Source organism: Pseudomonas sp. W2Jun17, assembly GCF_023127795.1.
Classification (GTDB): domain Bacteria; phylum Pseudomonadota; class Gammaproteobacteria; order Pseudomonadales; family Pseudomonadaceae; genus Aquipseudomonas; species Aquipseudomonas synxantha_A.
The window spans coordinates 67,984-90,557 of the sequence record NZ_SPKO01000036.1 but is presented as its reverse complement, the minus strand read 5'-3'; the positions used below and the strand labels follow the sequence as shown (position 1 = coordinate 90,557).

Annotated in this window: 16 protein-coding genes; 7 read left to right on the top strand and 9 right to left on the bottom strand. The window is 60.9% G+C overall.

What is annotated here, in order from left to right:
* Positions 1 to 6 precede the first annotated feature (6 nt).
* The 7 genes from ugpC to E4O98_RS23125 form a co-directional block, all read right to left on the bottom strand.
* Positions 7 to 1,110: a sn-glycerol-3-phosphate ABC transporter ATP-binding protein UgpC gene (gene ugpC / locus E4O98_RS23155; protein ID WP_032875775.1), complete on the bottom strand. Its 1,104-nt coding sequence runs from the start codon at positions 1,108 to 1,110 to the stop codon at positions 7 to 9.
* Positions 1,111 to 1,132: 22 nt separating this feature from the next.
* Positions 1,133 to 1,963: a carbohydrate ABC transporter permease gene (locus tag E4O98_RS23150; RefSeq protein ID WP_005788583.1), complete on the bottom strand. Its 831-nt coding sequence runs from the start codon at positions 1,961 to 1,963 to the stop codon at positions 1,133 to 1,135.
* A 10-nt stretch (positions 1,964 to 1,973) separates the two neighbouring features.
* The gene (locus E4O98_RS23145; protein WP_005788581.1) at positions 1,974 to 2,864 is read right to left on the bottom strand and encodes a sugar ABC transporter permease; all 891 of its coding nucleotides are present in this window, start codon (positions 2,862 to 2,864) and stop codon (positions 1,974 to 1,976) included.
* A 152-nt stretch (positions 2,865 to 3,016) separates the two neighbouring features.
* Positions 3,017 to 4,339: a sugar ABC transporter substrate-binding protein gene (locus E4O98_RS23140; RefSeq protein ID WP_248136344.1), complete on the bottom strand. Its 1,323-nt coding sequence runs from the start codon at positions 4,337 to 4,339 to the stop codon at positions 3,017 to 3,019.
* A gap of 199 nt (positions 4,340 to 4,538) precedes the next feature.
* Complete coding sequence (locus E4O98_RS23135; RefSeq protein ID WP_032875771.1) at positions 4,539 to 4,787, bottom strand: DUF6124 family protein; 249 nt, start codon at positions 4,785 to 4,787, stop codon at positions 4,539 to 4,541.
* A gap of 324 nt (positions 4,788 to 5,111) precedes the next feature.
* Positions 5,112 to 6,017 (bottom strand): AraC family transcriptional regulator, encoded by a 906-nt coding sequence (locus tag E4O98_RS23130; protein WP_032875768.1) that lies wholly within the window; start codon positions 6,015 to 6,017, stop codon positions 5,112 to 5,114.
* A 72-nt stretch (positions 6,018 to 6,089) separates the two neighbouring features.
* The gene (locus E4O98_RS23125; protein WP_248136342.1) at positions 6,090 to 7,379 is read right to left on the bottom strand and encodes a glycosyltransferase; all 1,290 of its coding nucleotides are present in this window, start codon (positions 7,377 to 7,379) and stop codon (positions 6,090 to 6,092) included.
* Between the two features lie 159 nt (positions 7,380 to 7,538).
* On the opposite strand from E4O98_RS23125, the gene tpx reads away from it, so the two are divergent.
* The 7 genes from tpx to E4O98_RS23090 all read left to right on the top strand — a co-directional run bounded on the left by tpx (position 7,539) and on the right by E4O98_RS23090 (position 20,451).
* A complete protein-coding gene (tpx, locus tag E4O98_RS23120) occupies positions 7,539 to 8,039 on the top strand; it encodes a thiol peroxidase (RefSeq protein WP_032875762.1) in 501 nt (166 codons plus the stop codon).
* 231 nt (positions 8,040 to 8,270) lie between these two features.
* Positions 8,271 to 9,569 (top strand): MdtA/MuxA family multidrug efflux RND transporter periplasmic adaptor subunit, encoded by a 1,299-nt coding sequence (locus tag E4O98_RS23115; protein WP_078821464.1) that lies wholly within the window; start codon positions 8,271 to 8,273, stop codon positions 9,567 to 9,569.
* A complete protein-coding gene (locus E4O98_RS23110) occupies positions 9,566 to 12,667 on the top strand; it encodes an MdtB/MuxB family multidrug efflux RND transporter permease subunit (RefSeq protein WP_194438387.1) in 3,102 nt (1,033 codons plus the stop codon). Before E4O98_RS23115 ends, E4O98_RS23110 begins: the two co-directional genes overlap by 4 nt.
* Positions 12,664 to 15,771, top strand: a complete 3,108-nt coding sequence (locus E4O98_RS23105; protein WP_032875751.1) for an efflux RND transporter permease subunit — start codon at positions 12,664 to 12,666, stop codon at positions 15,769 to 15,771. Before E4O98_RS23110 ends, E4O98_RS23105 begins: the two co-directional genes overlap by 4 nt.
* Before the next feature lie 56 nt (positions 15,772 to 15,827).
* Positions 15,828 to 17,255: an efflux transporter outer membrane subunit gene (locus E4O98_RS23100; RefSeq protein ID WP_248136340.1), complete on the top strand. Its 1,428-nt coding sequence runs from the start codon at positions 15,828 to 15,830 to the stop codon at positions 17,253 to 17,255.
* A gap of 298 nt (positions 17,256 to 17,553) precedes the next feature.
* The gene (locus E4O98_RS23095) at positions 17,554 to 19,650 is read left to right on the top strand and encodes an EAL domain-containing protein (protein ID WP_032875746.1); all 2,097 of its coding nucleotides are present in this window, start codon (positions 17,554 to 17,556) and stop codon (positions 19,648 to 19,650) included.
* 54 nt (positions 19,651 to 19,704) lie between these two features.
* A complete protein-coding gene (locus E4O98_RS23090; RefSeq protein ID WP_248136338.1) occupies positions 19,705 to 20,451 on the top strand; it encodes an SDR family oxidoreductase in 747 nt (248 codons plus the stop codon).
* Between the two features lie 8 nt (positions 20,452 to 20,459).
* On the opposite strand, the gene E4O98_RS23085 is transcribed toward E4O98_RS23090, so the two are convergent.
* Complete coding sequence (locus E4O98_RS23085) at positions 20,460 to 20,915, bottom strand: hypothetical protein (RefSeq protein ID WP_032875740.1); 456 nt, start codon at positions 20,913 to 20,915, stop codon at positions 20,460 to 20,462.
* A 77-nt stretch (positions 20,916 to 20,992) separates the two neighbouring features.
* Positions 20,993 to 22,402 carry a GntR family transcriptional regulator MpaR gene (mapR, locus tag E4O98_RS23080; protein WP_005788562.1) on the bottom strand — a complete coding sequence of 470 codons (1,410 nt, stop codon included), beginning with the start codon at positions 22,400 to 22,402 and terminating at the stop codon, positions 20,993 to 20,995.
* Between the last annotated feature and the right edge of the window lie 172 nt (positions 22,403 to 22,574).

Here is a 22,574-nt window from a genome sequence, read left to right as displayed (position 1 = left end):
GCGGAGTCAGGCGGCTGCGCGCAGTGGGCGGGCCACCGCTACGCCGTCAGTGTCGAACAGATGGCAGTGCGCCGGGTCCAGGTGCAGGTGCAACGTCTCGCCGTACTGGCTGGCCATGTCGCCGCGAATCCGCATGGTCAGCGGTTCGCCATTGGCGGTGATGACGTGGCAGAAGGTGTCGCTGCCCAGGCGCTCGCCAACGTCAGCGGTGACGGTCAGGGTGGTTTGCCCTGGCGCGGCGATTTCCAGATGCTCGGGACGAATGCCCAGGGTCACCGCGCTGCCGACGCTCAAGGTCGCGCCACTCAACGGCAGGCTGATCAGGGTGCCAGCGTCCAATTGCACGTCGCAGCCATGGCCTTCGACACGCGTGACCTTGCCCTTGAGAAAGCCCATCTTCGGCGTGCCGAGAAAGCCGGCCACAAACAGGTTGGCCGGTTGGTGATACAGCTCCAACGGCGAGCCGACCTGCTCGATACGGCCACTGTTGAGCACCACCACCTTGTCGGCCAGGGTCATGGCTTCGACCTGGTCGTGGGTCACGTAGATCATGGTGGCTTGCAGTTCTTTATGCAGGCGCGCCAGTTCCAGGCGCATCTGCACGCGCAGCGCCGCGTCGAGGTTGGACAGCGGCTCGTCGAACAGGAAGATTTTCGGGTTACGCACAATCGCCCGGCCAATCGCCACGCGCTGGCGCTGGCCGCCGGACAGTTGCTTGGGCTTGCGCTCCAGCAGCGGCCCCAGTTCCAGGATGCGCGCCGCTTCGCTGACCTTGCTCTCGACCAGCTTCTTGTCGACACCGGCCAGGTCCAGGGCAAACGACATGTTCTTGCGCACGCTCATGTGCGGGTACAGCGCGTAGGTCTGGAACACCATGGCCAGGTCGCGCTTGGCCGGGGTCACTTCGGTGATGTCGCGGCCATCCAGTTCGATGGTGCCTTCCGTGACTTCTTCCAGGCCGGCGATCAGGCGTAGCAGGGTGGATTTGCCGCAGCCCGACGGGCCGACGAACACCACGAATTCCTTGTCGTTCACTTCAAGGTCAATGCCCTTGATGATCGAGAAACCTTCGAAGCCTTTTTGCAGATTCTTGATTTTCAGGTTGGCCATGATGGGCCTCCTTATCGAATTATTATTTGACGGCGCCGAAGGACAAACCGCGCACCAGCTGTTTCTGGCTGATCCAGCCAAAGATCAGGATCGGCGCGCAGGCCAGGGTCGAGACGGCGGACAACTTGGCCCAGAACAAACCTTCGGGGCTGGAGTAGGAGGCGATCAGTGCGGTCAACGGCGCAGCGCTCGACGAGGTCAGGTTCAGCGACCAGAACGCCTCGTTCCAGCACAGGATCAGCGACAGCAACACCGTGGAGGCCAGGCCACCCTTGGCGATCGGCAACAGCACGCGGACCATTTCCTGCCACAGGGTGGCGCCGTCCAGGCGGGCGGCTTCGAGGATGTCCTTGGGGATGTCCTTGAAGTAGGTGTACACCATCCACACCACGATCGGCAGGTTGATCAGGGTGTAGATGATGATCAGCGCGATGCGCGTGTCCAACAGGCCAAAGCTCTTGGCCAACAGATAGATCGGCATCAGCACGCCCACCGGTGGCAGCATCTTGGTCGACAGCATCCACAGCAGCGTGCCCTTGGTGCGTTGGGTTTCGTAAAACGCCATGGAGTAGGCAGCCGGCACCGAGATCAGCAGGCACAGGGCGGTGGCGCTGAACGAAATCACCACCGAGTTCCAGGCGTAGGCGAAGTAGTTGCTGCGTTCGTTGATGTGCAGGTAGTTCTCCAGCGTCGGCGTGAAGATGAACTGCGGCGGGGTGGCGAACGCATCGATTTCAGTCTTGAAGCTGGTCAGCACCATCCAGAAGATCGGGAAGAAAATCAGGATCGCGATGGCCCAGGCCAACGTACCGAGCAGCAGGCTTTGCAGGCGGCGGGATTGTTGAAGTGTCATGGCGCGGCCCTCAAGGCTTGTCAGTCAGGTTTTTGCCGATCATCCGCACCAGGATGATCGCCGCGATATTGGCGATGACCACGGCAATCAAGCCACCGGCCGAGGCCATGCCCACGTCGAACTGCACCAGCGCCTGGTTGTAGATCAGGTAGGCGAGGTTGGTCGAGGCGTAGCCCGGGCCACCGTTGGTGGTGGTGAAGATTTCGGCGAACACCGAGAGCAGGAAGATGGTTTCGATCATCACCACCACGGCAATCGGGCGGGCCAGGTGTGGCAGGGTCAGGTGCCAGAAGATCGCAATGGCGCCGGCACCGTCCAGGCGTGCAGCTTCCTTTTGTTCCTGGTCCAGGGACTGCATGGCGGTCATCAGCAGCAGGATCGCGAAGGGCAGCCACTGCCACGACACAATGATGATGATCGACAGCAGCGGGTAGTGCGCCAGCCAATCCACCGGCTCGGCGCCGAAGAACTTCCATACGGCGGCGAGGATCCCCGACACCGGGTGGAAAATCAGGTTTTTCCAGATCAGCGCGCCGACGGTGGGCATGATGAAGAATGGCGAAATCAACAGCACCCGCACGATGCCACGCCCCAGGAACTCACTGGCCTCCAGCAGCGCGCTGATCAACACGCCGAACACCACACTGATCAGCAACACGCTGCCCACCAGCAACAGGGTATTGGTAGCGCCGGGCAGGAAACCCGAGTCGGTGATGAAGTAGCTGAAGTTTTCCAACCCCACGAATTGGTTTTCGCCGGGGTAGAGCAGGTTGTAGCGGATCAGCGAAAAGTACAGGGTCATGCCCAGAGGCACGATCATCCACAGCAGCAACAAGGCCACCGAGGGGCTGACAAGGAACCAGCCGGGGTTGGCCAGGCGGTTTTTGGCGGGTGTATTCATAGAATCAAGACCAGTCAGATACGAATCGGAGCGCGGTCAGTGTGGGAGGGGGCTTGCTCCCGATAGCGGTGTATCAGTCACACAATCATCAACTGGTAGATTGCTATCGGGAGCAAGCCCCCTCCCACATTTGACTGTGGTGAGGGCAGGGGTTACTTGGGGTAACCAGCCCGCTTCATTTCACGCTCGGTGGTGGTCTGCGCGGCGGTCAAGGCGGCATCCACCGTTTGCTGACCGGTCAACGCACCGGAGAAGAACTTGCCGACCTGAGTACCAATCGCCTGGAACTCCGGAATGGTCACCAACTGGATGCCGATATATGGCACCGGCTTCTCTGTCGGCTTGGTCGGGTCGGCCACTTTCAGTGATTCCAGGGTCACCTTGGCGAACGGCGCGGCCTTCATGTACTCGTCGCTGTAGGTGGATTGGCGCGTACCTGGCGGCACATTGGCGATGCCATCGGTCTTGGCCACAAGCTGGCCGTACTCCTTGGAGGTGGCCCAACTGGTGAACACCTTGGCGGCGTCCTTGGCCTTGGAACTGGTCGGAATCGCCAGGCTCCAGGAGTACAGCCACGAGGTGCCCTTGTCGGTCTTCTCGTGGGGCGCAAAAGTGAAACCGACATGCTCGGCGACCTTGCTCTGGCTCTTGTCGGTGACAAACGAACCGGCGACGCTGGCGTCTACCCAGATCGCGCATTTGCCGCTGTTGAACAGCGCCAGGTTCTCGTTGAAACCGTTGCTGGACGCACCCGGCGGGCCGGATTTCTTCATGTTGTCGACGTAGAAGTTCAGCGCGTCCTTCCACTCGGGGCCATTGAATTGCGGTTGCCACTTCTCATCGAACCAGCGCGTACCGAAGCCGTTGGCCAGGGTGGTGATCAGCGCCATGTTCTCACCCCAACCGGCTTTGCCGCGCAGGCACAGGCCGTATTGCTCTTTGGACTTATCAGTAAGTTTGGCCGCGTATTCGCCGATCTGGCTCCAGGTCGGGTGCTCGGGCATGGTCAGCCCGGCGTCCTTGAACAGGTCGGTGCGGTAATAGGTGATCGAGCTTTCGGCGTAGAACGGCAGGGCGTACAGCGAACCCTTGACGGACAAGCCATCACGTACCGAAGGGAACACATCATCAAGGTCGTAGGAGGCCGGCAGGTCCTTCATCGGCTCCAGCCAACCCTTGGCGCCCCACAGTGCGGCTTCGTACATGCCGATGGTCAACACGTCGAACTGCCCGCCCTGGGTGGCGATGTCGGTGGTGAGGCGTTGGCGCAGCACGTTTTCTTCGAGCACCACCCAGTTCAACTTGATCTCCGGGTGCTCGGCCTCGAAGGTTTTCGAGAGCTTCTGCATACGGATCATGTCGCTGTTGTTGACGGTGGCAATGGTCAGGGTTTGCGCGCCAAGGCTGGCGGCGCTGAGGGTCATGCATGCAGTCATGCAGGAACAGGCAAGCAGAGCTTTTGCTGTGAACTTCATCGCGCACTCCATTTCCGCGCCCAGGGGGCTACAGAAGGACGGTTATTGTTGTTGTGTCTTCCTACAGGTAGCCAGGAAGAGTGTGCGTCGATTACAGCCTTGAAATGGGGTTGTGACAAATCCTTGGGCGCACGCGCACTGATACTTTTTTGCACTCGATGATCGTCCCCGTGGTGCGTGGGGACGATCGATGCCGTATTTAACGCTCGATATCAGCCAGTGCTCGCTCAGCCAGCAAGCGAGATACCTCGATCAACTGGGCAATCCCCAGCGCCCCTTCGCGCCGTGAGCCGTCGAGATCAAAGGCGAAATCGCAGGTGAGGGCGTGGGCAGAGGCGAGGGATTCGCTGAGGTTGACCAGTAGGTCTTGCGTGGAGATGCCGTCTTTTACGGTGAACAGCACGCTGGGTGTTGGATCGATTGGGGGATTTGGGGTGGGCTTGATCATGGTGGAACTCCTGATTTAAGTGGAGCTACCACTGATCGCCGCGACGCGATCGGGTGGTAGCTGTACGCAGGTTCGCGGACCGGAATCAGGAAACCGGCATACCCGAAGGTATCCCGCGCACAGCCACCATAAGGGCGCACAGTAGACGATAAAAAGACGTCAACTGAAAGCGGAAATGGCACTTTGCGTCTGATTAAACCGGGCCGCGACGCCCGACCGCTGCGTGTGCAGCGGTGTACGGAGACTAGAGATTGAGTGTCCTAGGGACAACCTCAAAACCTTGTAAGACGTTTCTGTTTCCTGACGCCTGCCGAACGATCAACCTCAAGCCAAATTCTGCTCAGTCAACCGCTGCACCGCCAATCGCCGGTAGTGGGACGGCGTCATACCCTTAAGCTGCTGAAAACGCCGATTGAAGTTGGAAATATTGTTGAACCCCGACTCAAAACACACATCCGTCACCGCCTTGTCCCCATCGGCCAGCAACTCGCAGGACTTGCTGATGCGCAGCCGATTGACGAATTCAATAAAAGTCCGCCCGGTGGCCTGCTTGAATACACGGGAAAAATACGTCGGTTTCATCCCCAGGTACTCCGCGACTTCCTCCAGCGGCAGCTCGCGCGCGTAGTGGGCAAAGATGTAGTCCACCGCTCGGTTGGTGCGGTCGATGCTGTGTTCATCGGCTTGCTGTGGTGTGGTTACGCCGGACAGCAGCTGGTAGTCCTCACAGGCGCTCAATACCTCCAGCAGGATAAAGAAATGCCCCAGGCGCGCCATGCCGTGGGCGTCTTCAATGTGCTGCATGAGGGTCATGGCGTGGGCAATGGTTTTTTTGCAGCGGAATTCGATGCCGTACTGCGCGCGTTCGAGCAGCGGCGCCAGGCGTTTGAGTTCGGTGAAGATATGGCTGCCGTGTTCGAACAACTCGTCGGTGAAGTTCACCAGCATGTCGCGCTTGGGGACCACTTCGCCTTCTTCCACCTGGCTGATCCAGTTGTGGGGCAGGTTGGGGCCGGTGAGGAACAGGCTTTGCGGGTAGAAGTTGCCGATGTAGTCACCGATAAACACCTTGCCGGAGCTGGCGACGATCAGGTGCAGCTCGTATTCCTTGTGGAAGTGCCAGCGCACCAGCGGGCAGGGGAAGCCGTGCTGGCGATAGATGATGGACAGACCGTTGTGATCGTCCATCAGCTCGTAGGAGGGGTCGGTGATGCGCGTTGCTCGGGTCATGCTGCCGTCGCTTTATTGTGGTCGCTGCGTAGGATAATGCCCCGTCGCGCACGACCTCGCCAGCAGCAGTGTTTACAGGTTGCGGTTTTTTGCCTCGATCCACTGGGACATGTACTGGGTACTCTTGTGCGCGTGATGGCGCAGCATACTGCCGGTGAAGTTGTCCCGGCGATGGGCGTCGAGGTTGCGGCGGCATTGCTCCAGGCAGTTCACCAAGGCTGGCCCGTGCAGAGTCTGGTCATAGCGCCGGGCCAGCAGTTGGCGCCCGTGTTCCTGGGCCTGGGTCCAGCGCTCGTGGTCCTGGTAGAGGGCCACAGCGGCGGCGGCCAGGGCCGGGGCGTCGTGTTCGATCACGCCGGGCCAGGGTTGATCATCGCCCATGGCCTCGGCGCCGATCGGGGTGGTGACATTGGGGGTGCCGCAGAGCATGGCGTCGATCAACTTGCCCTTGATGCCCGCGCCAAAGCGCAACGGTGCCAGGCAGATGCGTGCGGCGGTCATGACTTGCAGCGCGTCTTCGGCCCAGTTCATCACATGAAAACCCTGTGCCGGGTTGTGCAGGGCGGTGGCCTTGGGTGGGGTGTAGGCGCCATAGATATGCAGCTGCGCGCCCGGCAACTGTTGGCGAATCAGCGGCCACAGGCTTTGCTTCATCCACAGCACCGCATCCCAGTTGGGCGCGTGGCGGAAGTTGCCGATGCTGAGAAAGTGCGCACGGTCTTCAAACGGCGCAAACGCGGCGGTGGGCGGTTGCAACATCAACGGGCACCAATGGAGCAGAGCGGCGGGCACCTTGAACTGCTCGGTGAGCAGGCGGATTTCCACGTCGGAGATCATCAAGCTGATGTCACAGCGGTAAATCGCGGCGATTTCGCGCTTGGCCAGGTCGGTATCGGCCATGCGCTGGAACTCGTCTTGAAGCGCAGGCGCGAACAGGGCGCTGAAGTCGTCGCTGTCGGGGTTGGCTTTCACCTGCTCCTTGAAACGCTGGTGGCGGGCATCGCGCAGGCTTTGCAGGTCGGAGGTTTCCAGCACGCGCAGGGCGTTGGGGCAGCATTGCTCCACGCGCCAGCCGAATTGCTCCTCCATCATGAAACGGTCGAACAGTACGATATCCGGGGCCAGTTCGCGGATAAAGTCATCGAAACTGCTGTTATTCAGTTCGATGGCGCATTCGGCGATGCCAAGTGCCGGCAAGTCGGCCTTGTGTTCGCCGATGGTCGCAGGGCTGCTGAAGGTAATGTCCCAACCTTGCGTAAGAAAACTCTCAAGGATCTGCATCATATGCCCCCCCGCAGCCGAGGAGCGGGGCTCTGGCCAGACGTAACCAATGACCAGAACTTTGGTGGCAGGCTGATTCATCGACGACGGTTTCCTTGAAGGGCAGGCGAAAAGCGCGCAATTAAACCACAACCTGGCGACATGACAATTTGTGTCTGGCGGTAGGTAGCATCGGCACTTTGTGGTTAACTTCGGCCTCTCGAATTCGTTTAACCAAAAACCAGCATAAGGATTCCGTTCATGGCTCAAGTCACCCTCAAAGGCAACACGGTCCAGGTTGAAGGCGAACTGCCGAAAGTCGGCGCCAAAGCCGCAGATTTCACCCTGACCGCCGGCGACCTGTCCGACGCCACCCTGGCCACCTTTGCCGGCAAGCGCAAAGTGCTGAACATCTTCCCAAGCGTTGATACCCCAACCTGCGCCACTTCCGTGCGCAAGTTCAATGCCCAGGCCAACGATGTGGCCAACACCGTGGTGCTGTGCATCTCCACCGACCTGCCATTCGCCCAAGCGCGCTTCTGTGGTTCCGAAGGCCTGGAAAACGTGAAGAACCTGTCGGACTTCCGTGATTCGGATTTCGCCGTTGATTATGGTGTGGCGATTGCCGACGGCCCGCTCAAAGGCCTGACCGCTCGCGCTGTCGTGGTACTGGACGAAAACGACAATGTGCTGCACAGCGAGTTGGTCAAGGAAATCGCTGAAGAGCCAAACTACGATGCGGCCCTGGCTGTATTGAAGTAACTGTTTCTGCGCGTAACTGTCGTTTGGCAGTAACACGTATGATGCATGATTGCGGCCTGGCCTAGTCCAGGCCGTTTTTATTTGAGTGTCAGCGGTTTAGCGAAATAGCTGGCGGACTAAGATCAGACGTTAAAAGTTGTAAGCCCAAGGTAAATAGCCGGTAAAGGTGCTTTTCTAAACGCCCCCCAGTGCTTATCTTTCAGCCTCCCGAAGAAGAAGCTCTCATCCCCAATGGTTGATCACTCCATGCAATCCTCCTCCCGCAACTCCCGCCGCTGGCTGTTTGGCCTGCTTGTGCTGCTGGTTATCGCCGGCCTGTGCTGGAAATTCTGGCCCGGCGGCGCGGCTCACAAGGACGCTCCTGCGGGGCACACCGGCAAGACCGGCATGGCGCGCCCGGGCTTCGGCGGTTCCACCGGCCCGGTGCCGGTGCGCGTGGCGCCGGTGGTGCAGGGGGAGTTTGCGGTGTACTACAAGGCGCTGGGCACGGTCACCGCGCTCAACACCATTAATGTGCGCAGCCGGGTGGGCGGTGAGCTGGTGAAGATCGCCTTTGAAGAAGGCCAGATGGTCAAGGCCGGCGACCTGCTGGCAGAAATCGACCCGCGCAGCTACCAGAACGCCTTGCTCCAGGCCCAGGGCACATTGCTGCAGAACCAGGCGCAGTTGAAAAACGCCCAGGTCGATGTGGAGCGTTATCGCGGCCTGTACGCCCAGGACAGTATCGCCAAGCAGACCCTGGACACCGCCGAAGCGCTGGTCCTGCAATACCAGGGCACGGTCAAGACCAACCAGGGCGCGGTCGACGATGCCAAGCTCAACCTTGAATTCACCAGGATCCGTGCGCCGATCAGCGGCCGCGTTGGCCTGCGCCAGCTCGATGTCGGCAACCTGGTCGCAGCCAATGACACCACCGCCCTGGCGGTCATCACCCAGACCCAGCCGATCAGCGTGGCGTTCACCCTGCCGGAAAATACCCTGGAAACCGTACTCGCCCGTTACCACGCCGGCAACAAACTGCCCGTGGAAGCCTGGGACCGTAGCGACGTGAAAAAACAGGCGGTCGGCGTGCTGCAGAGCCTGGACAACCAGATCGACGTCACCACCGGTACTTTGAAGTTCAAGGCGCGCTTTGATAACAAGGACCAGGCGCTGTTTCCCAACCAGTTCGTCAATGTGCACTTGCTTGCTGACACCTTGCATAACGTGGTGTTGGCGCCGTCAGCGGCGGTCCAGTTCGGTAACACCGGCACCTTTGTCTACAAGCTTGACGGTGACAACAAGGTCAAGGTCCAGCCCCTGGTGCTGGGTGACACCGACGGTGAGAACACCGTGGTCAAGGAGGGCCTGGTCGCAGGCGATCGCGTGGTGCTGGAAGGCACTGACCGTCTCAAGGACGGCAGCGAAATCGAAGTGGTCAACGAAAGCAAGGAAGTGCCGACCACGCCGACCGAACACCTGCAAGGCAAGCCCGCGGCAAAAGGGGAGACCGGCGCTGACGCCGGCAAGGCGCAAAAGGTCGGTTCATGAACCTGTCACGCCTGTTTATCCTGCGCCCGGTCGCCACCACGCTGAGTATGCTGGCGATTGTATTGGCCGGGATCATTTCGTACCGCTTGTTGCCGGTATCGGCCTTGCCCCAGGTGGACTACCCGACGATCCGGGTGATGACCCTGTACCCCGGCGCCAGCCCAGACGTGATGACCAGCGCGGTCACTGCGCCGCTGGAGCGTCAGTTCGGGCAGATGCCCGGGCTGACCCAAATGGCGTCCACCAGCTCGGGCGGTGCGTCGGTGCTGACCCTGCGTTTCAACCTCGACGTCAATATGGATGTCGCCGAGCAACAGGTGCAGGCCGCAATCAACGCCGCCACCAACCTGTTGCCCAAGGATTTGCCGGCGCCGCCGGTGTACAACAAGGTCAACCCGGCCGACACCCCGGTGCTGACCCTGGCGATTACTTCCAAGACCATGCTGCTGCCCAAGCTCAATGACCTGGTCGATACGCGCATGGCGCAGAAAATCGCCCAGATCAGCGGCGTCGGCATGGTCAGCATCGCCGGTGGCCAGCGCCAGGCCGTGCGCATCAAGGTCAACCCGCAAGCCCTGGCGGCCAATGGCTTGAACCTGTCGGATGTGCGTGCGCTGATCGCCGCCTCCAACGTCAACCAGCCCAAGGGCAACTTCGACGGCCCCACCCGCGTGTCGATGCTCGATGCCAACGACCAGTTGGTCTCACCCCAGCAATATGCCGAGCTGATCCTGGCCTACAACAATGGCGCACCGTTGCGCCTCAAGGATGTAGCGCAAATCGTCGACGGCGCCGAAAACGAGCGCCTCGCGGCCTGGGCCAACGAGAACCAGGCGGTACTGCTCAACATCCAGCGCCAGCCGGGCGCCAACGTGATCGAGGTAGTCGACCGTATCAAGGCGCTGCTGCCGAGCATTACCGACAACCTGCCGGCCGGCCTGGACGTGACGGTGCTTACCGACCGTACCCAGACCATCCGCGCCTCGGTGAAAGACGTACAACACGAGCTTCTGATTGCCATCGCCCTGGTGGTGATGGTGACGTTCCTGTTCCTGCGTCGGGTCAGCGCCACGATCATTCCGTCCATCGCCGTGCCGCTGTCTCTGGTGGGTACCTTTGGCGTGATGTACCTGGCGGGGTTCTCCATCAATAACCTGACGCTGATGGCCCTGACCATCGCCACGGGGTTCGTGGTGGATGACGCCATCGTTATGCTGGAGAACATTTCTCGCTATATCGAGGAGGGCGAGACGCCGATGGCGGCGGCGCTCAAGGGCGCCAAGCAGATCGGCTTCACCCTGATTTCCCTGACCTTGTCGCTGATTGCGGTACTGATCCCACTGCTGTTCATGGCTGACGTGGTCGGGCGGCTGTTCCGCGAGTTCGCCATCACCCTGGCGGTGGCGATCCTGATTTCGCTGGTTGTGTCCCTGACCCTTACGCCGATGATGTGCGCGCGCTTGCTCAAGCGCGAACCGAAGGAAGAAGAGCAGGGACGTTTCTACAAGGCCAGCGGCGCCTGGATCGATTGGCTGATCCAGGCCTATGGCCGCAAGTTGCAGTGGGTGCTCAAGCACCAGCCGCTGACCCTGCTGGTGGCCATCGCTACCCTGGGGCTTACGGTGGTGCTGTACCTGGTGGTGCCCAAGGGCTTTTTTCCGGTGCAGGACACCGGGGTGATCCAGGGTATTTCCGAAGCGCCGCAGTCGATTTCCTTTGCGGCGATGAGCCAGCGTCAGCAGGAGCTGGCGAAGATCATCCTTGCTGATCCCGCGGTCCAGAGCCTGTCGTCCTACATCGGTGTGGACGGCGATAACGCCACCCTCAATAGTGGCCGCTTGCTGATCAACCTCAAGGCCCACGGCCAGCGCGACTTGAGCGCAGCCGAGGTGATCACCCGCTTGCAACCGCAAATCGACAAGCTGGTGGGCATCCGCCTGTTCATGCAGCCGGTGCAGGACCTCACCATCGAGGACCGCGTCAGCCGTACCCAGTACCAGTTCAGCATGTCGTCGCCGGACGCCGAGTTGCTGGCACTGTGGAGTGGCAAGCTGGTGCACGCCCTCAGTCAACAGCCGGAACTCACCGACGTTGCCAGCGACTTGCAGGACAAAGGCTTGCAGGTGTACCTGGTGATCGACCGCGACGCGGCCTCGCGCCTGGGTGTGAGTGTCTCGACCATTACCGACGCGTTGTATGACGCCTTTGGCCAACGGCAGATCTCCACCATCTATACCCAGGCCAGCCAATATCGCGTGGTGCTGCAGGCTCAGTCCGGCGAAACCCTCGGCCCGGCCGCGCTCAACCAGATCCATGTGAAGACCACCGACGGCGGCCAGGTGCGGCTGTCGAGCCTGGCCCATGTCGAGCAGCGCCAGGCGCAGTTGGCGATTGCCCATATCGGCCAGTTCCCGGCGGTGATGATGTCGTTCAACCTGGCCCCCGGCGTCGCCCTGGGCAAGGGTGTGGAGCTGATCAACCAGACCCAGAAGGACATTGGCATGCCGGTGGGCGTGCAAACCCAGTTCCAGGGTGCCGCCCAGGCGTTCGAGGCGTCCCTGTCGAGCACCTTGCTGCTGATCCTGGCCGCGGTGGTCACCATGTACATCGTGCTGGGCGTGCTTTACGAGAGCTATATCCACCCGATCACTATCCTTTCGACCTTGCCGTCGGCGGCGGTGGGGGCCTTGCTGGCCCTGCTGCTCAGTGGCAATGACCTGGGCATGATCGCGATCATCGGCATCATCCTGCTGATCGGTATCGTGAAGAAGAACGCGATCATGATGATCGACTTCGCCCTCGACGCCGAGCGTAATCAGGGCCTGGACCCACAGACGGCGATTTACCAGGCGGCGCTGTTGCGTTTCCGGCCGATCCTGATGACCACCCTGGCCGCGTTGTTCGGTGCGGTACCGCTGATGCTTGCCAGCGGTTCCGGCGCGGAGTTGCGCCAACCGCTGGGTTTGGTGATGGTCGGTGGCTTGCTGGTGAGCCAGGTGTTGACGCTGTTCACCACGCCGGTGATCTACCTGTACTTTGATCGCCTTGGCCGGCGCTGGCGCAAAGAGCCGCAACGCCTGGAGCCGGTTGAGCCATGAACCTGTCCGGACCTTTCATTCGCCGGCCGGTAGCGACCATGCTGCTGAGCCTGGCGATCATGCTGCTCGGTGGCGTCAGCTTCAACCTGTTGCCGGTGTCGCCGCTGCCGCAGATCGACTTTCCGGTGATCGTGGTGTCGGCCAGCCTGCCCGGCGCCAGCCCCGAGGTGATGGCGTCCAGCGTGGCGACACCATTGGAGCGTTCATTCGGTTCGATTGCCGGTATCACCACCATGAGCAGTTCGTCGAGCCAGGGCTCGACTCGGGTGATCCTGGCCTTTGATTCCGACCGCGATATCAACGGTGCGGCGCGGGAAGTGCAGGCGGCGATCAATGCCTCGCGCAACCTGTTGCCCAGCGGTATGCGCAGCATGCCCACCTACAAGAAGATCAACCCGTCCCAGGCACCGATCATGGTGTTGTCGCTGACCTCCGACGTGCTGCAGAAGGGCCAGCTGTATGATCTGGCGTCGACCATCCTGTCCCAGAGCCTGTCCCAGGTGCCAGGCGTGGGTGAAGTGCAGATCGGCGGCAGCTCCCTGCCGGCAGTGCGCATCGAGTTGGAACCCAAGGCCCTCGACCAATACGGCGTGGCCCTGGACGATGTGCGCAATACCATCGCCAATGCCAACCAGCGCCGGCCCAAGGGCTCCCTGGAAGACGCTGAGCGCAATTGGCAGATCCAGGCCAACGACCAGCTGGAAAAAGCCAAGGACTACGCGCCGCTATTGATCCGCTACCAGGACGGTGCGGCCCTGCGCCTGGGGGATGTGGCGAAGATCACCGATGGTGTGGAAGACCGCTACAACAGTGGCTTCTTCAATAATGATTCGGCGGTGCTGCTGGTGATCAACCGCCAGTCCGGCGCCAACATCATTGAAACGGTCAGGCAGATCAAGGCCCAGTTGCCGGCATTGCAGGCGGTGCTGCCGTCCAGCGTCAAGCTCAGCCTGGCCATGGACCGCTCGCCAGTGATCACTGCCACCCTGCATGAAGCGGAAATGACCCTGCTGATTGCCGTGGGCCTGGTGATTCTGGTGGTGTACCTGTTCCTGGGTAACTTCCGTGCTTCGCTGATCCCTACCTTGGCAGTGCCGGTGTCGCTGGTGGGCACCTTTGCGGTGATGTACCTGTACGGGTTTTCGCTGAACAACTTTTCGTTGATGGCGCTGATCCTGGCCACCGGGCTGGTGGTGGACGATGCCATCGTGGTGCTGGAGAACATTTCCCGGCACATCGACGAGGGTGTGCCGCCGATGAAGGCGGCGTACCTGGGTGCCGAAGAAGTCGGCTTTACCTTGTTGTCGATGAACGTGTCGCTGGTGGCGGTGTTCCTGTCGATCCTGTTCATGGGCGGGATTGTCACCAACCTGTTTCGCGAGTTTTCCATCACCTTGTCGGCGGCGATCATCGTCTCGCTGATTGTCTCGCTGACCTTGACGCCGATGCTCTGCGCCCGCTGGCTCAAGCCTCATGACAAGACCCGGCAGACCGGTTTGCAGCGCTGGAGCCAGAAGGTCAACGACCGCATGGTCGCCGGCTACGCCACCAGCCTGGACTGGGTGTTGCGCCACCGGCGCCTGACCCTGCTCAGCCTGTTGATTACCGTGGGGGTGAATATCGCGCTGTATGTGGTGGTGCCAAAAACCTTCATGCCTCAGCAGGACACCGGCCAATTGATCGGGTTTGTGCGCGGTGACGATGGCCTGTCGTTCAGCGTGATGCAGCCGAAGATGGAAGTCTTCCGCCAGGCGGTGCTCAAGGATCCGGCGGTGCTCAGCGTGGCCGGCTTTATCGGTGGCAACCAAGGCACTAACAACGCAGTGATGCTGGTGCGCCTCAAACCCATCAGTGAACGCAAGATCTCTGCCCAGGCGGTGATCGAGCGTCTGCGCAAAGAGGTGCCGTTGGTACCGGGCGGGCGCCTGTTCCTGATGGCCGACCAGGACCTGCAGTTCGGCGGCGGCCGCGACCAGACCAGCGCGCAATATTCCTACATCCTGCAAAGCGGCGACCTGGCCGCGTTGCGCCTGTGGTACCCGAAAGTGGTCGCGGCGATGCGTGAGTTGCCCGAGCTGACTGCCATCGACGCTCGCGAAGGCCGGGGCGCGGCGCAGGTCACGCTGATCGTCGATCGGGACCAGGCCAAGCGTCTGGGCATCGACATGGACATGGTCACGTCGGTACTCAACAACGCCTACAGCCAGCGGCAGATTTCCACCATCTACGACAGCCTCAACCAGTATCAGGTGGTGATGGAGGTCAACCCCAAGTATGCCCAGGACCCGATCACCCTGAACCAGGTCCAGGTGATTACTGCCGATGGTGCGCGGGTGCCGTTGTCGACCATTGCCCATTACGAGAACAGCCTGGCCGACGATCGCGTCAGCCATGAAGGCCAGTTCGCTTCAGAAAACATCGCCTTCGATATGGCGCCCGGGGTGACGGTAGAGCAGGGCACCGCGGCCATCGAGCGAGCGATTGCCAAGGTCGGCCTGCCTGAAGATGTGATCGCCAAGATGGCCGGCACCGCCGACGCCTTTGCGGCCACGCAGAAGGGCCAGCCGTTCATGATTCTCGGTGCGTTGGTGGCGGTGTACCTGGTGCTGGGCATTCTGTATGAAAGCTATATCCACCCGCTGACCATTCTCTCGACCCTGCCGTCGGCGGGTGTTGGCGCGTTGCTGGCGATCTACCTGCTGGGCGGCGAGTTCAGTCTGATATCGTTGCTGGGCTTGTTCCTGCTGATCGGTGTGGTGAAGAAAAACGCGATCCTGATGATCGACCTGGCGCTGCAACTGGAGCGCAACGACGGCATGAGCCCGCTGGAATCGATCCGCAGCGCCTGTCTGCTACGCCTGCGACCCATTTTGATGACCACGCTGGCCGCCATCCTCGGCGCCTTGCCGTTGCTGCTCGGCACCGGCGATGGCGCGGAAATGCGCCATCCGTTGGGCCTGACCATTATTGGTGGCCTGGTCTTCAGCCAGATCCTGACCCTTTACACCACCCCGGTGGTCTACCTCTATCTCGACCGCGCGCGCCACCGCTTCAATGCCTGGCGCGGCGTGCGTACCGATGCTGCCCTGGACACTGCGCTATGACCGATTCAACCAAATTATTGTGGCGAGGGAGCAAGCACCCTAGCCACAACAACACAATGAAGTTATTGGCCATGATGATGTGTGGGGTGTTGCTCAGCGCCTGCGCCATTGGCCCTGACTACAAGCGCCCGGAGGTCATCGAACCGGTGCAGTTCAAAGAAGCCCAGGGCTGGCGCCAGGCCAACCCCAGCGATTCCCTGGCCCGTGGCGCCTGGTGGGAGCTGTATGGCGACCGCCAACTCAATGAGCTGGTAGAGCGCCTCAACACGTCCAACCAGACCGTTGCCCAGGCCGAAGCGCGCTTTCGCCAGGCCCAGGCGCTGGTGCGCAGTTCCCGCGGGGCGTTTTACCCCAGCGTCGACCTGAGTGTGGGTAAAACCCGCGCCAGCCAGGGTACCGGCAGCAGCAGCGCCAGCCTCAGCAGTTCCAGCAGTGGTATCCGCGACACCCTCAATGCGCAGTTGGGCGTGAGTTGGGAAGCCGATATCTGGGGCAAGTTGCGCCGTGGACTAGAGGCCAATGAAGCCAGCGCCGAGGCCAGCTCGGCAGACCTGGCCGCGATGCGCCTGAGCCAACAGTCGGAACTGGTGCAGAGCTACCTGCAACTGCGGGTCATGGACGAACAGACGCGCCTGTTGCAAGCCACCCTGGACACCTACCAGCGTTCATTGAAAATGACCGAAAACCAGTATCGTGCCGGGGTGGCCGGCAAGGATGCCATCGCCCAGGCGCAAACTCAGCTCAAGACCACCCAGGCCAGCCTGATCGACCTGATCTGGCAGCGCGCCCAACTGGAAAACGCCATTGCCGTGCTGATCGGCGAAGCCCCGGCCAACTTCAACCTGGCGGTGAGCAAAGACATTCCGGCGCTGCCGCAAATACCGGTGAGCCTGCCGTCCCAGTTGCTGGAACGTCGCCCCGATATTGCCTCGGCCGAACGCTCGGTGATCGCCGCCAACGCCAACATCGGCGTGGCCAAGGCGGCCTATTACCCGGATCTCAGCCTGAGCTTGCAGGGCGGCTACTCCAGCAGCACGTATGAAGATTGGATCAGCCTGCCGAACCGCTTCTGGTCGGTGGGGCCGAAACTGGCGATGACCCTGTTCGATGGCGGCCAGCGCTCGGCGGAAGTCGACCGCACCGTGGCCAGCTATGACGAGACCGTGGCCAAGTACCGCCAGACCGTACTGGATGGGTTCCGTGAAGTGGAAAACTACATGGTGCAACTCAAGGTGCTGGCGGACGAAGCTGTGGTCAGCAATGAAGCGCTGGAATCGGCGCGTGAGTCGTTGCGCTTGACCGAGAACCAGTACAAGGCGGGTTTGATCGCTTACCTGGATGTGGTGACTGTGCAGGCGACGGCCTTGAGCAACGAGCGCACCGTGTTGACCTTGTTGCAGTCGCGGCTGGTAGCGAGTGTGCAGTTGATTGCGGCGTTGGGTGGTGGCTGGGACGGCCAGACGTCTCTGGCCGAGAAGGAGTGAGCGAATACCTGGGCATCCTGTAGGAGCGAGCTTGCTCGCGAAAAACGTCAACGATAACGCGTGTTTCCTGAATACACGCGGCGCCTATGATTTTTCGCGAGCAAGCTCGCTCCTACAGTGGGGAGGCCCCTTTCCATAGGTATTGAAAAATACCCGCATTAAGCCAGCAGATTGACGCCAAAAAATGACTAATGGCTATCTGCTTAATTAATCACCTGCCCCAGAATCATTCTCGCTACAATCGCCCGCTTTGCCACCCGGCATGGGCTTTTACGCCCTGTTGCCTGCGAGAAGCCCCATGTTGATCGGTAGCTATTCAACCTCCCTGGTCGTGATTTCCCTGTGCGTTGCAATGCTGGCGTCCTACACCGCGTTGGACCTGGCCGGGCGTATCGCTACGACGAAGGGGCGTGCCGTTTACCTATGGATTACCGGCGGCGCAGCAGCCATGGGCGTGGGCATCTGGTCCATGCACTTTATCGGCATGTTGGCCCTGCGCCTGCCGTTTGCCCTCGGGTTTGACCTGGGCATCACTGCGCTGTCGCTGTTGATCGCTGTGTTATCCAGTGGCTTCGCCTTATGGCTGGTCAGCCAGCCACGTCTGCCGGCCTGGCAACTGGCGTTCGGTGCGCTGGTGATGGGTGCCGGTATCGCCAGCATGCACTACACCGGCATGGCAGCGATGCGCATGACCCCGGGTATCGACTACGACCCGACCTTGTTCGGCGCTTCGTTGTTGATCGCGGTAATGGCCTCCGGCGCCGCGCTGTGGATCGCCTTCAACCTGCGTCGCAATACGCCTTACGTGCGCCTGGCGCGGGGTGCGGCGGCGGTGGTGATGGGCGTGGCCATTGTCGGCATGCACTACACCGGGATGGCCGCGGCGCAGTTTGCCGATGACAGTTTCTGCGGTGCCGCGCTAACGGGCTTGAGCGGCAAGGGCCTGGATAACCTGGTCTTGGTGACCTCCCTTGCGGTGTTGGTCATAGCGTTGTTGACCTCCTTGCTGGATGCCCGCCTGGAGGCGCGCACCGCTGTACTCGCCGATTCCTTGACCCTGGCCAACCAGGAACTGACCCACCTGGCACTGCACGACATGCTCACCGGCTTGCCCAATCGCACACTGCTGGCGGATCGCATTCAACAAGGCATTCAGGCGGTGTACGAGCAGGGCGGTTGCTTTGCGCTGATGTTTATCGACCTGGACGGCTTCAAGCCGGTCAACGATGCCTTCGGTCATCACATGGGCGATCAACTGCTGCGCGAGGTTGGCCTGCGTCTGCGCGAGGACTTGCGCAGCCAGGACACCCTGGCCCGTATTGGCGGTGACGAGTTCGTGTTGCTGGTGCAATTGACCCAGCCGGACGATGCCATGGGCCTGGCCGAGCGTCAGGTCGGTCTGATCAACCGCGCTTTCACGGTGGCCGAGCATGAGCTGAAAATCTCCGCGAGTATCGGTATCGCCATGTTCCCGGGCAACGGTAATAACCCCCAGGAGCTGTTGATGAACGCCGACGCGGCGATGTATCACGCCAAGGGCATGGGCAAGAACGGCTACAGCTTCTTCGATGCGTCAATGAACACCAATGCGCGCAAGCAACTGCAATTGTTGCAGGACCTGCGCAATGCCCTTGAACTCGGCGAGTTTCGCTTGTATTACCAACCCAAGTTCGATGCGGTGAGCGGTATTGCCGTGGGGGCCGAGGCGTTGTTGCGCTGGGAGCATCCGCAACAGGGCTTGTTGCTGCCGGCAGCTTTTATCGCGCTGGCGGAGAAAACCGGGCTGATCATTGCCATCGGTGAATGGGTACTCGACGAAGCCTGCCGCCAGATGAGCCTGTGGTACGCACAGGGTTATCAGAGCTGGCGCATCGCCGTGAATCTTTCGGCGCTGCAGTTCTGTCATGCCGGGTTGGTCAACAGTGTTGCGGCTGCTCTGGAGCGCCACCAATTACCCGCCAACAGCCTCACGCTGGAGATCACCGAGACCACTGCCATGAGCGATGCCGATGCGAGCATGACGGTATTGCAGCAGCTCTCGGACATGGGCGTGGACCTGTCCATCGATGACTTTGGCACCGGTTACTCCAGCCTGATGTACCTCAAGCGCCTGCCGGCCAACGAGTTGAAGATCGACCGCGGCTTTGTACGCGACCTGGAGCACGACAGCGACGACGCCGCCATCGTCTCGGCCATTGTCGCCCTCGGCCAGGCCCTGGACTTGCGGATCGTTGCCGAAGGCGTGGAAACCGATGCGCAGCAAAATTTCCTTACCCGCCTGGGGTGTGATTCCTTGCAAGGCTATTTGTTGGGGCATCCATTGCCGGCCGACAATTTCATGGCAAACATCCTCGCCGGCGAAGATGCGCCAGCGCCTGACAAAAGCCATCAGTGACGGGTATTCTTGGATCCAACCCTAACCATCAGGTTGAATCAGGAGACCGTAGCCATGGACAAAGTCGTCATCATCACCGGAGGCAGCCGCGGGATTGGCGCCGAGACGGCCTTGCTGGCTGCTCGCGAAGGTTATCGCATCTGCATTAACTATCAGTCGGACGAGAAGGCTGCCCATGCCGTGCTTGAACAAGTGCGCGGCCTCGGCGCCCAGGCCATTGCGGTGCGCGCTGATGTCAGCATCGAAGATGAAGTGATAGCGCTGTTCAATCGCGTGGATGCCGAATTGGGGCGTGTCACGGCGCTGGTCAACAACGCCGGTACTGTGGGGCAAAAGTCGCGGGTCGACGAGATGTCCGAGTTTCGTATCCTGAAGATCATGAAGACCAACGTGCTGGGCCCGATCCTGTGCGCCAAGCACGCGGTGCTGCGTATGTCGCCTCGGCATGGCGGGCAGGGTGGCAGTATCGTCAACGTGTCCTCGATGGCGGCGCGGCTGGGGTCGCCAGGTGAGTATGTGGACTACGCTGCGTCCAAGGGCGCTCTGGATACCTTCACCCTCGGTCTGTCCAAAGAAGTCGCAGGTGAAGGCATTCGAGTCAACGCGGTACGCCCTGGTTATATCTTTACCGATTTCCACGCCCTGAGCGGCGACCCGGACCGCGTCAGCAAGTTGGAGTCCGGTATCCCCATGGCGCGTGGCGGGCGTCCGGATGAAGTGGCTGAGGCGATTATCTGGTTGCTGTCGGACAAGGCTTCATACGCCACCGGCACCTTTTTAGACCTAGGGGGCGGACGCTGAAAAGCAGCTTACTGCCCGAGGTTTTGCAGCACGTCGTAGCCGTTTTCCGCGAATGCTACAAGTAGACGGGCTTCTGAGTTCTTTCGGGTGGAATAGCCGGCGTTGTGAAAGCCATTGATCTTGCCGTCGTGTCGTTCGCTGTTACCGACGCGGCGATCATTCACATTGTCGAGGACGTTAATCACTCTCGCCAGGTTATAGGCCGCGTGGGCCCTGGCCTTGGCATCAGGGTTGGCGAATGTCCAGTCCCCCAGTCGGCGCTTGAGCAAGTCTGTCACCGGGTAGCTATCGCGGCGCTTGAACAGGTGCTTGAGCGCAGGATTGGCGTTGATGATCTGCCGGGTGGTACGACGGTCACCGACGGGAGGTTCTTCGGGCGCAGTCGGCGCAATAAGCCAGTTATTTTCAGGGCGACCTTCGCCAAGCCGATAGGCGGTCGATGCCGCAAGAGGGTTGATGCGCATGACGATCTCGACATGAGGATAGGCATAGCTAGGTGGTTCCTGATGGCACACGGTTCCACGGGCTGTGTTTCGCGCCGTTAAAAAGACCGCACTATCCGCCCCAGCGTCTCCATGGCCTTTTCCGAGGCTTCGTTCCATGGGCTGCCATAGTTCAAGCGTATGCAGTTTCTGAAGCGCTGGGTCGCTGAAAAGATCGGCCCCGGTGCGATGCTGATGCCTTGGGCCAGGGCCATCTGGAACAATTTCAGCGAGTCGGTTTGCTCCGGCAATTCCAACCACAGAAAATAACCGCCCGCCGGCTGGCTGACCCGTGTCTGGGCCGGGAAGTAGCGGGCGATGGCCGCCAGCATGGCGCTTTGCTGTTCTTCCAGGGCATAGCGCAATTTGCGCAGATGCCGGTCATAACCGCCGTGTTGCAGGTAGTCGGCAATCGCCGCCTGGGCCGGCATCGACGGGCACAGCGAGGTCATCAGTTTCAGGCGCTCGACCTTCTGCGCAAAGCGCCCGGCCGCGACCCAGCCGACGCGGTAGCCCGGTGCCAGGCTCTTGGCAAAGGAACCGCAGTGCATCACCAGCCCTTCGGTATCAAACGCCTTGGCCGGTTTTGGCGCGTGTTGCCCGTAGTACAACTCGGCATAGACATCATCTTCGATCAACGGCACCTGATGGCTGCGCAACAGCTCTACCAGCGCCTGTTTTTTTGCTTCGGGCAGGGTGGCGCCCATGGGGTTCTGGAAGCTGGTCATGGTCCAGCAGGCCTTGATTGGGTAGCGCTCAAGACTTTGTGCCAAGGCGTTCAGGTCAATACCATCGCGCGGGTGCACCGGGATTTCCACGGCCTTGAGTTTCAGGCGCTCCAGCACTTGCAGGCAGGCGTAGAACGCCGGTGCCTCGATGGCAACCAGGTCGCCCGGTTCAGTCACGGCTTGCAGGCACAGGTTCAGCGCTTCGAGGGCACCGTTGGTAATCAGCAACTCCTCCATGGGCAGCATCAGGCCGCCGACCATGTAGCGCAGGGCAATCTGTCGGCGCAGTTGCGGGTTGCCCGGCGACATGTCGGTGACCACCAGGCGCGGGTCCATTTCGCGGCTGGCGCTGGCCAGGGAGCGGGCCAGGCGCGGCAACGGGAACAGCATCGGGCTGGGGAAGGCCGAGCCGAAGGGCACTGTATTAGGGTCTTTGATGGAGTCGAGTACCGAAAACACCAATTCACTGACGTCCACATGGGTGGACTCATGCACCTGCTCGCTCACCACTGGCTCGGAAAACGGGCTCGGCGCATGGGTGTTGACGAAGTAGCCCGAACGCGGCCGCGCGCGAATCAGGCCACGGCGTTCCAGCAAGTAATACGCTTGGAACACGGTAGACGGGCTGACGCCGTAGGTCTGGCTGGCATAGCGCACCGACGGTACGCGCTGACCTGGGCCAAGGACGCCGGAGCGGATCAGTTCTGCGATGTCATCGGCGAATTTTTCGTAGCGTTTCATGGCAGCCTTAAACAGTTTTCAGTCTGTACGCCGGGTAAGTGTGTGTGGGAGCTTGCCCACGATTAGCATAGGTATCTACACATTTTTGGTACGGCGCTGTACCTGTGGCGAGGGAGCTTGCTCCCGTGACGACCAGTCAGCCAGCGCATATCTATCTGATGCTCCGAGATCC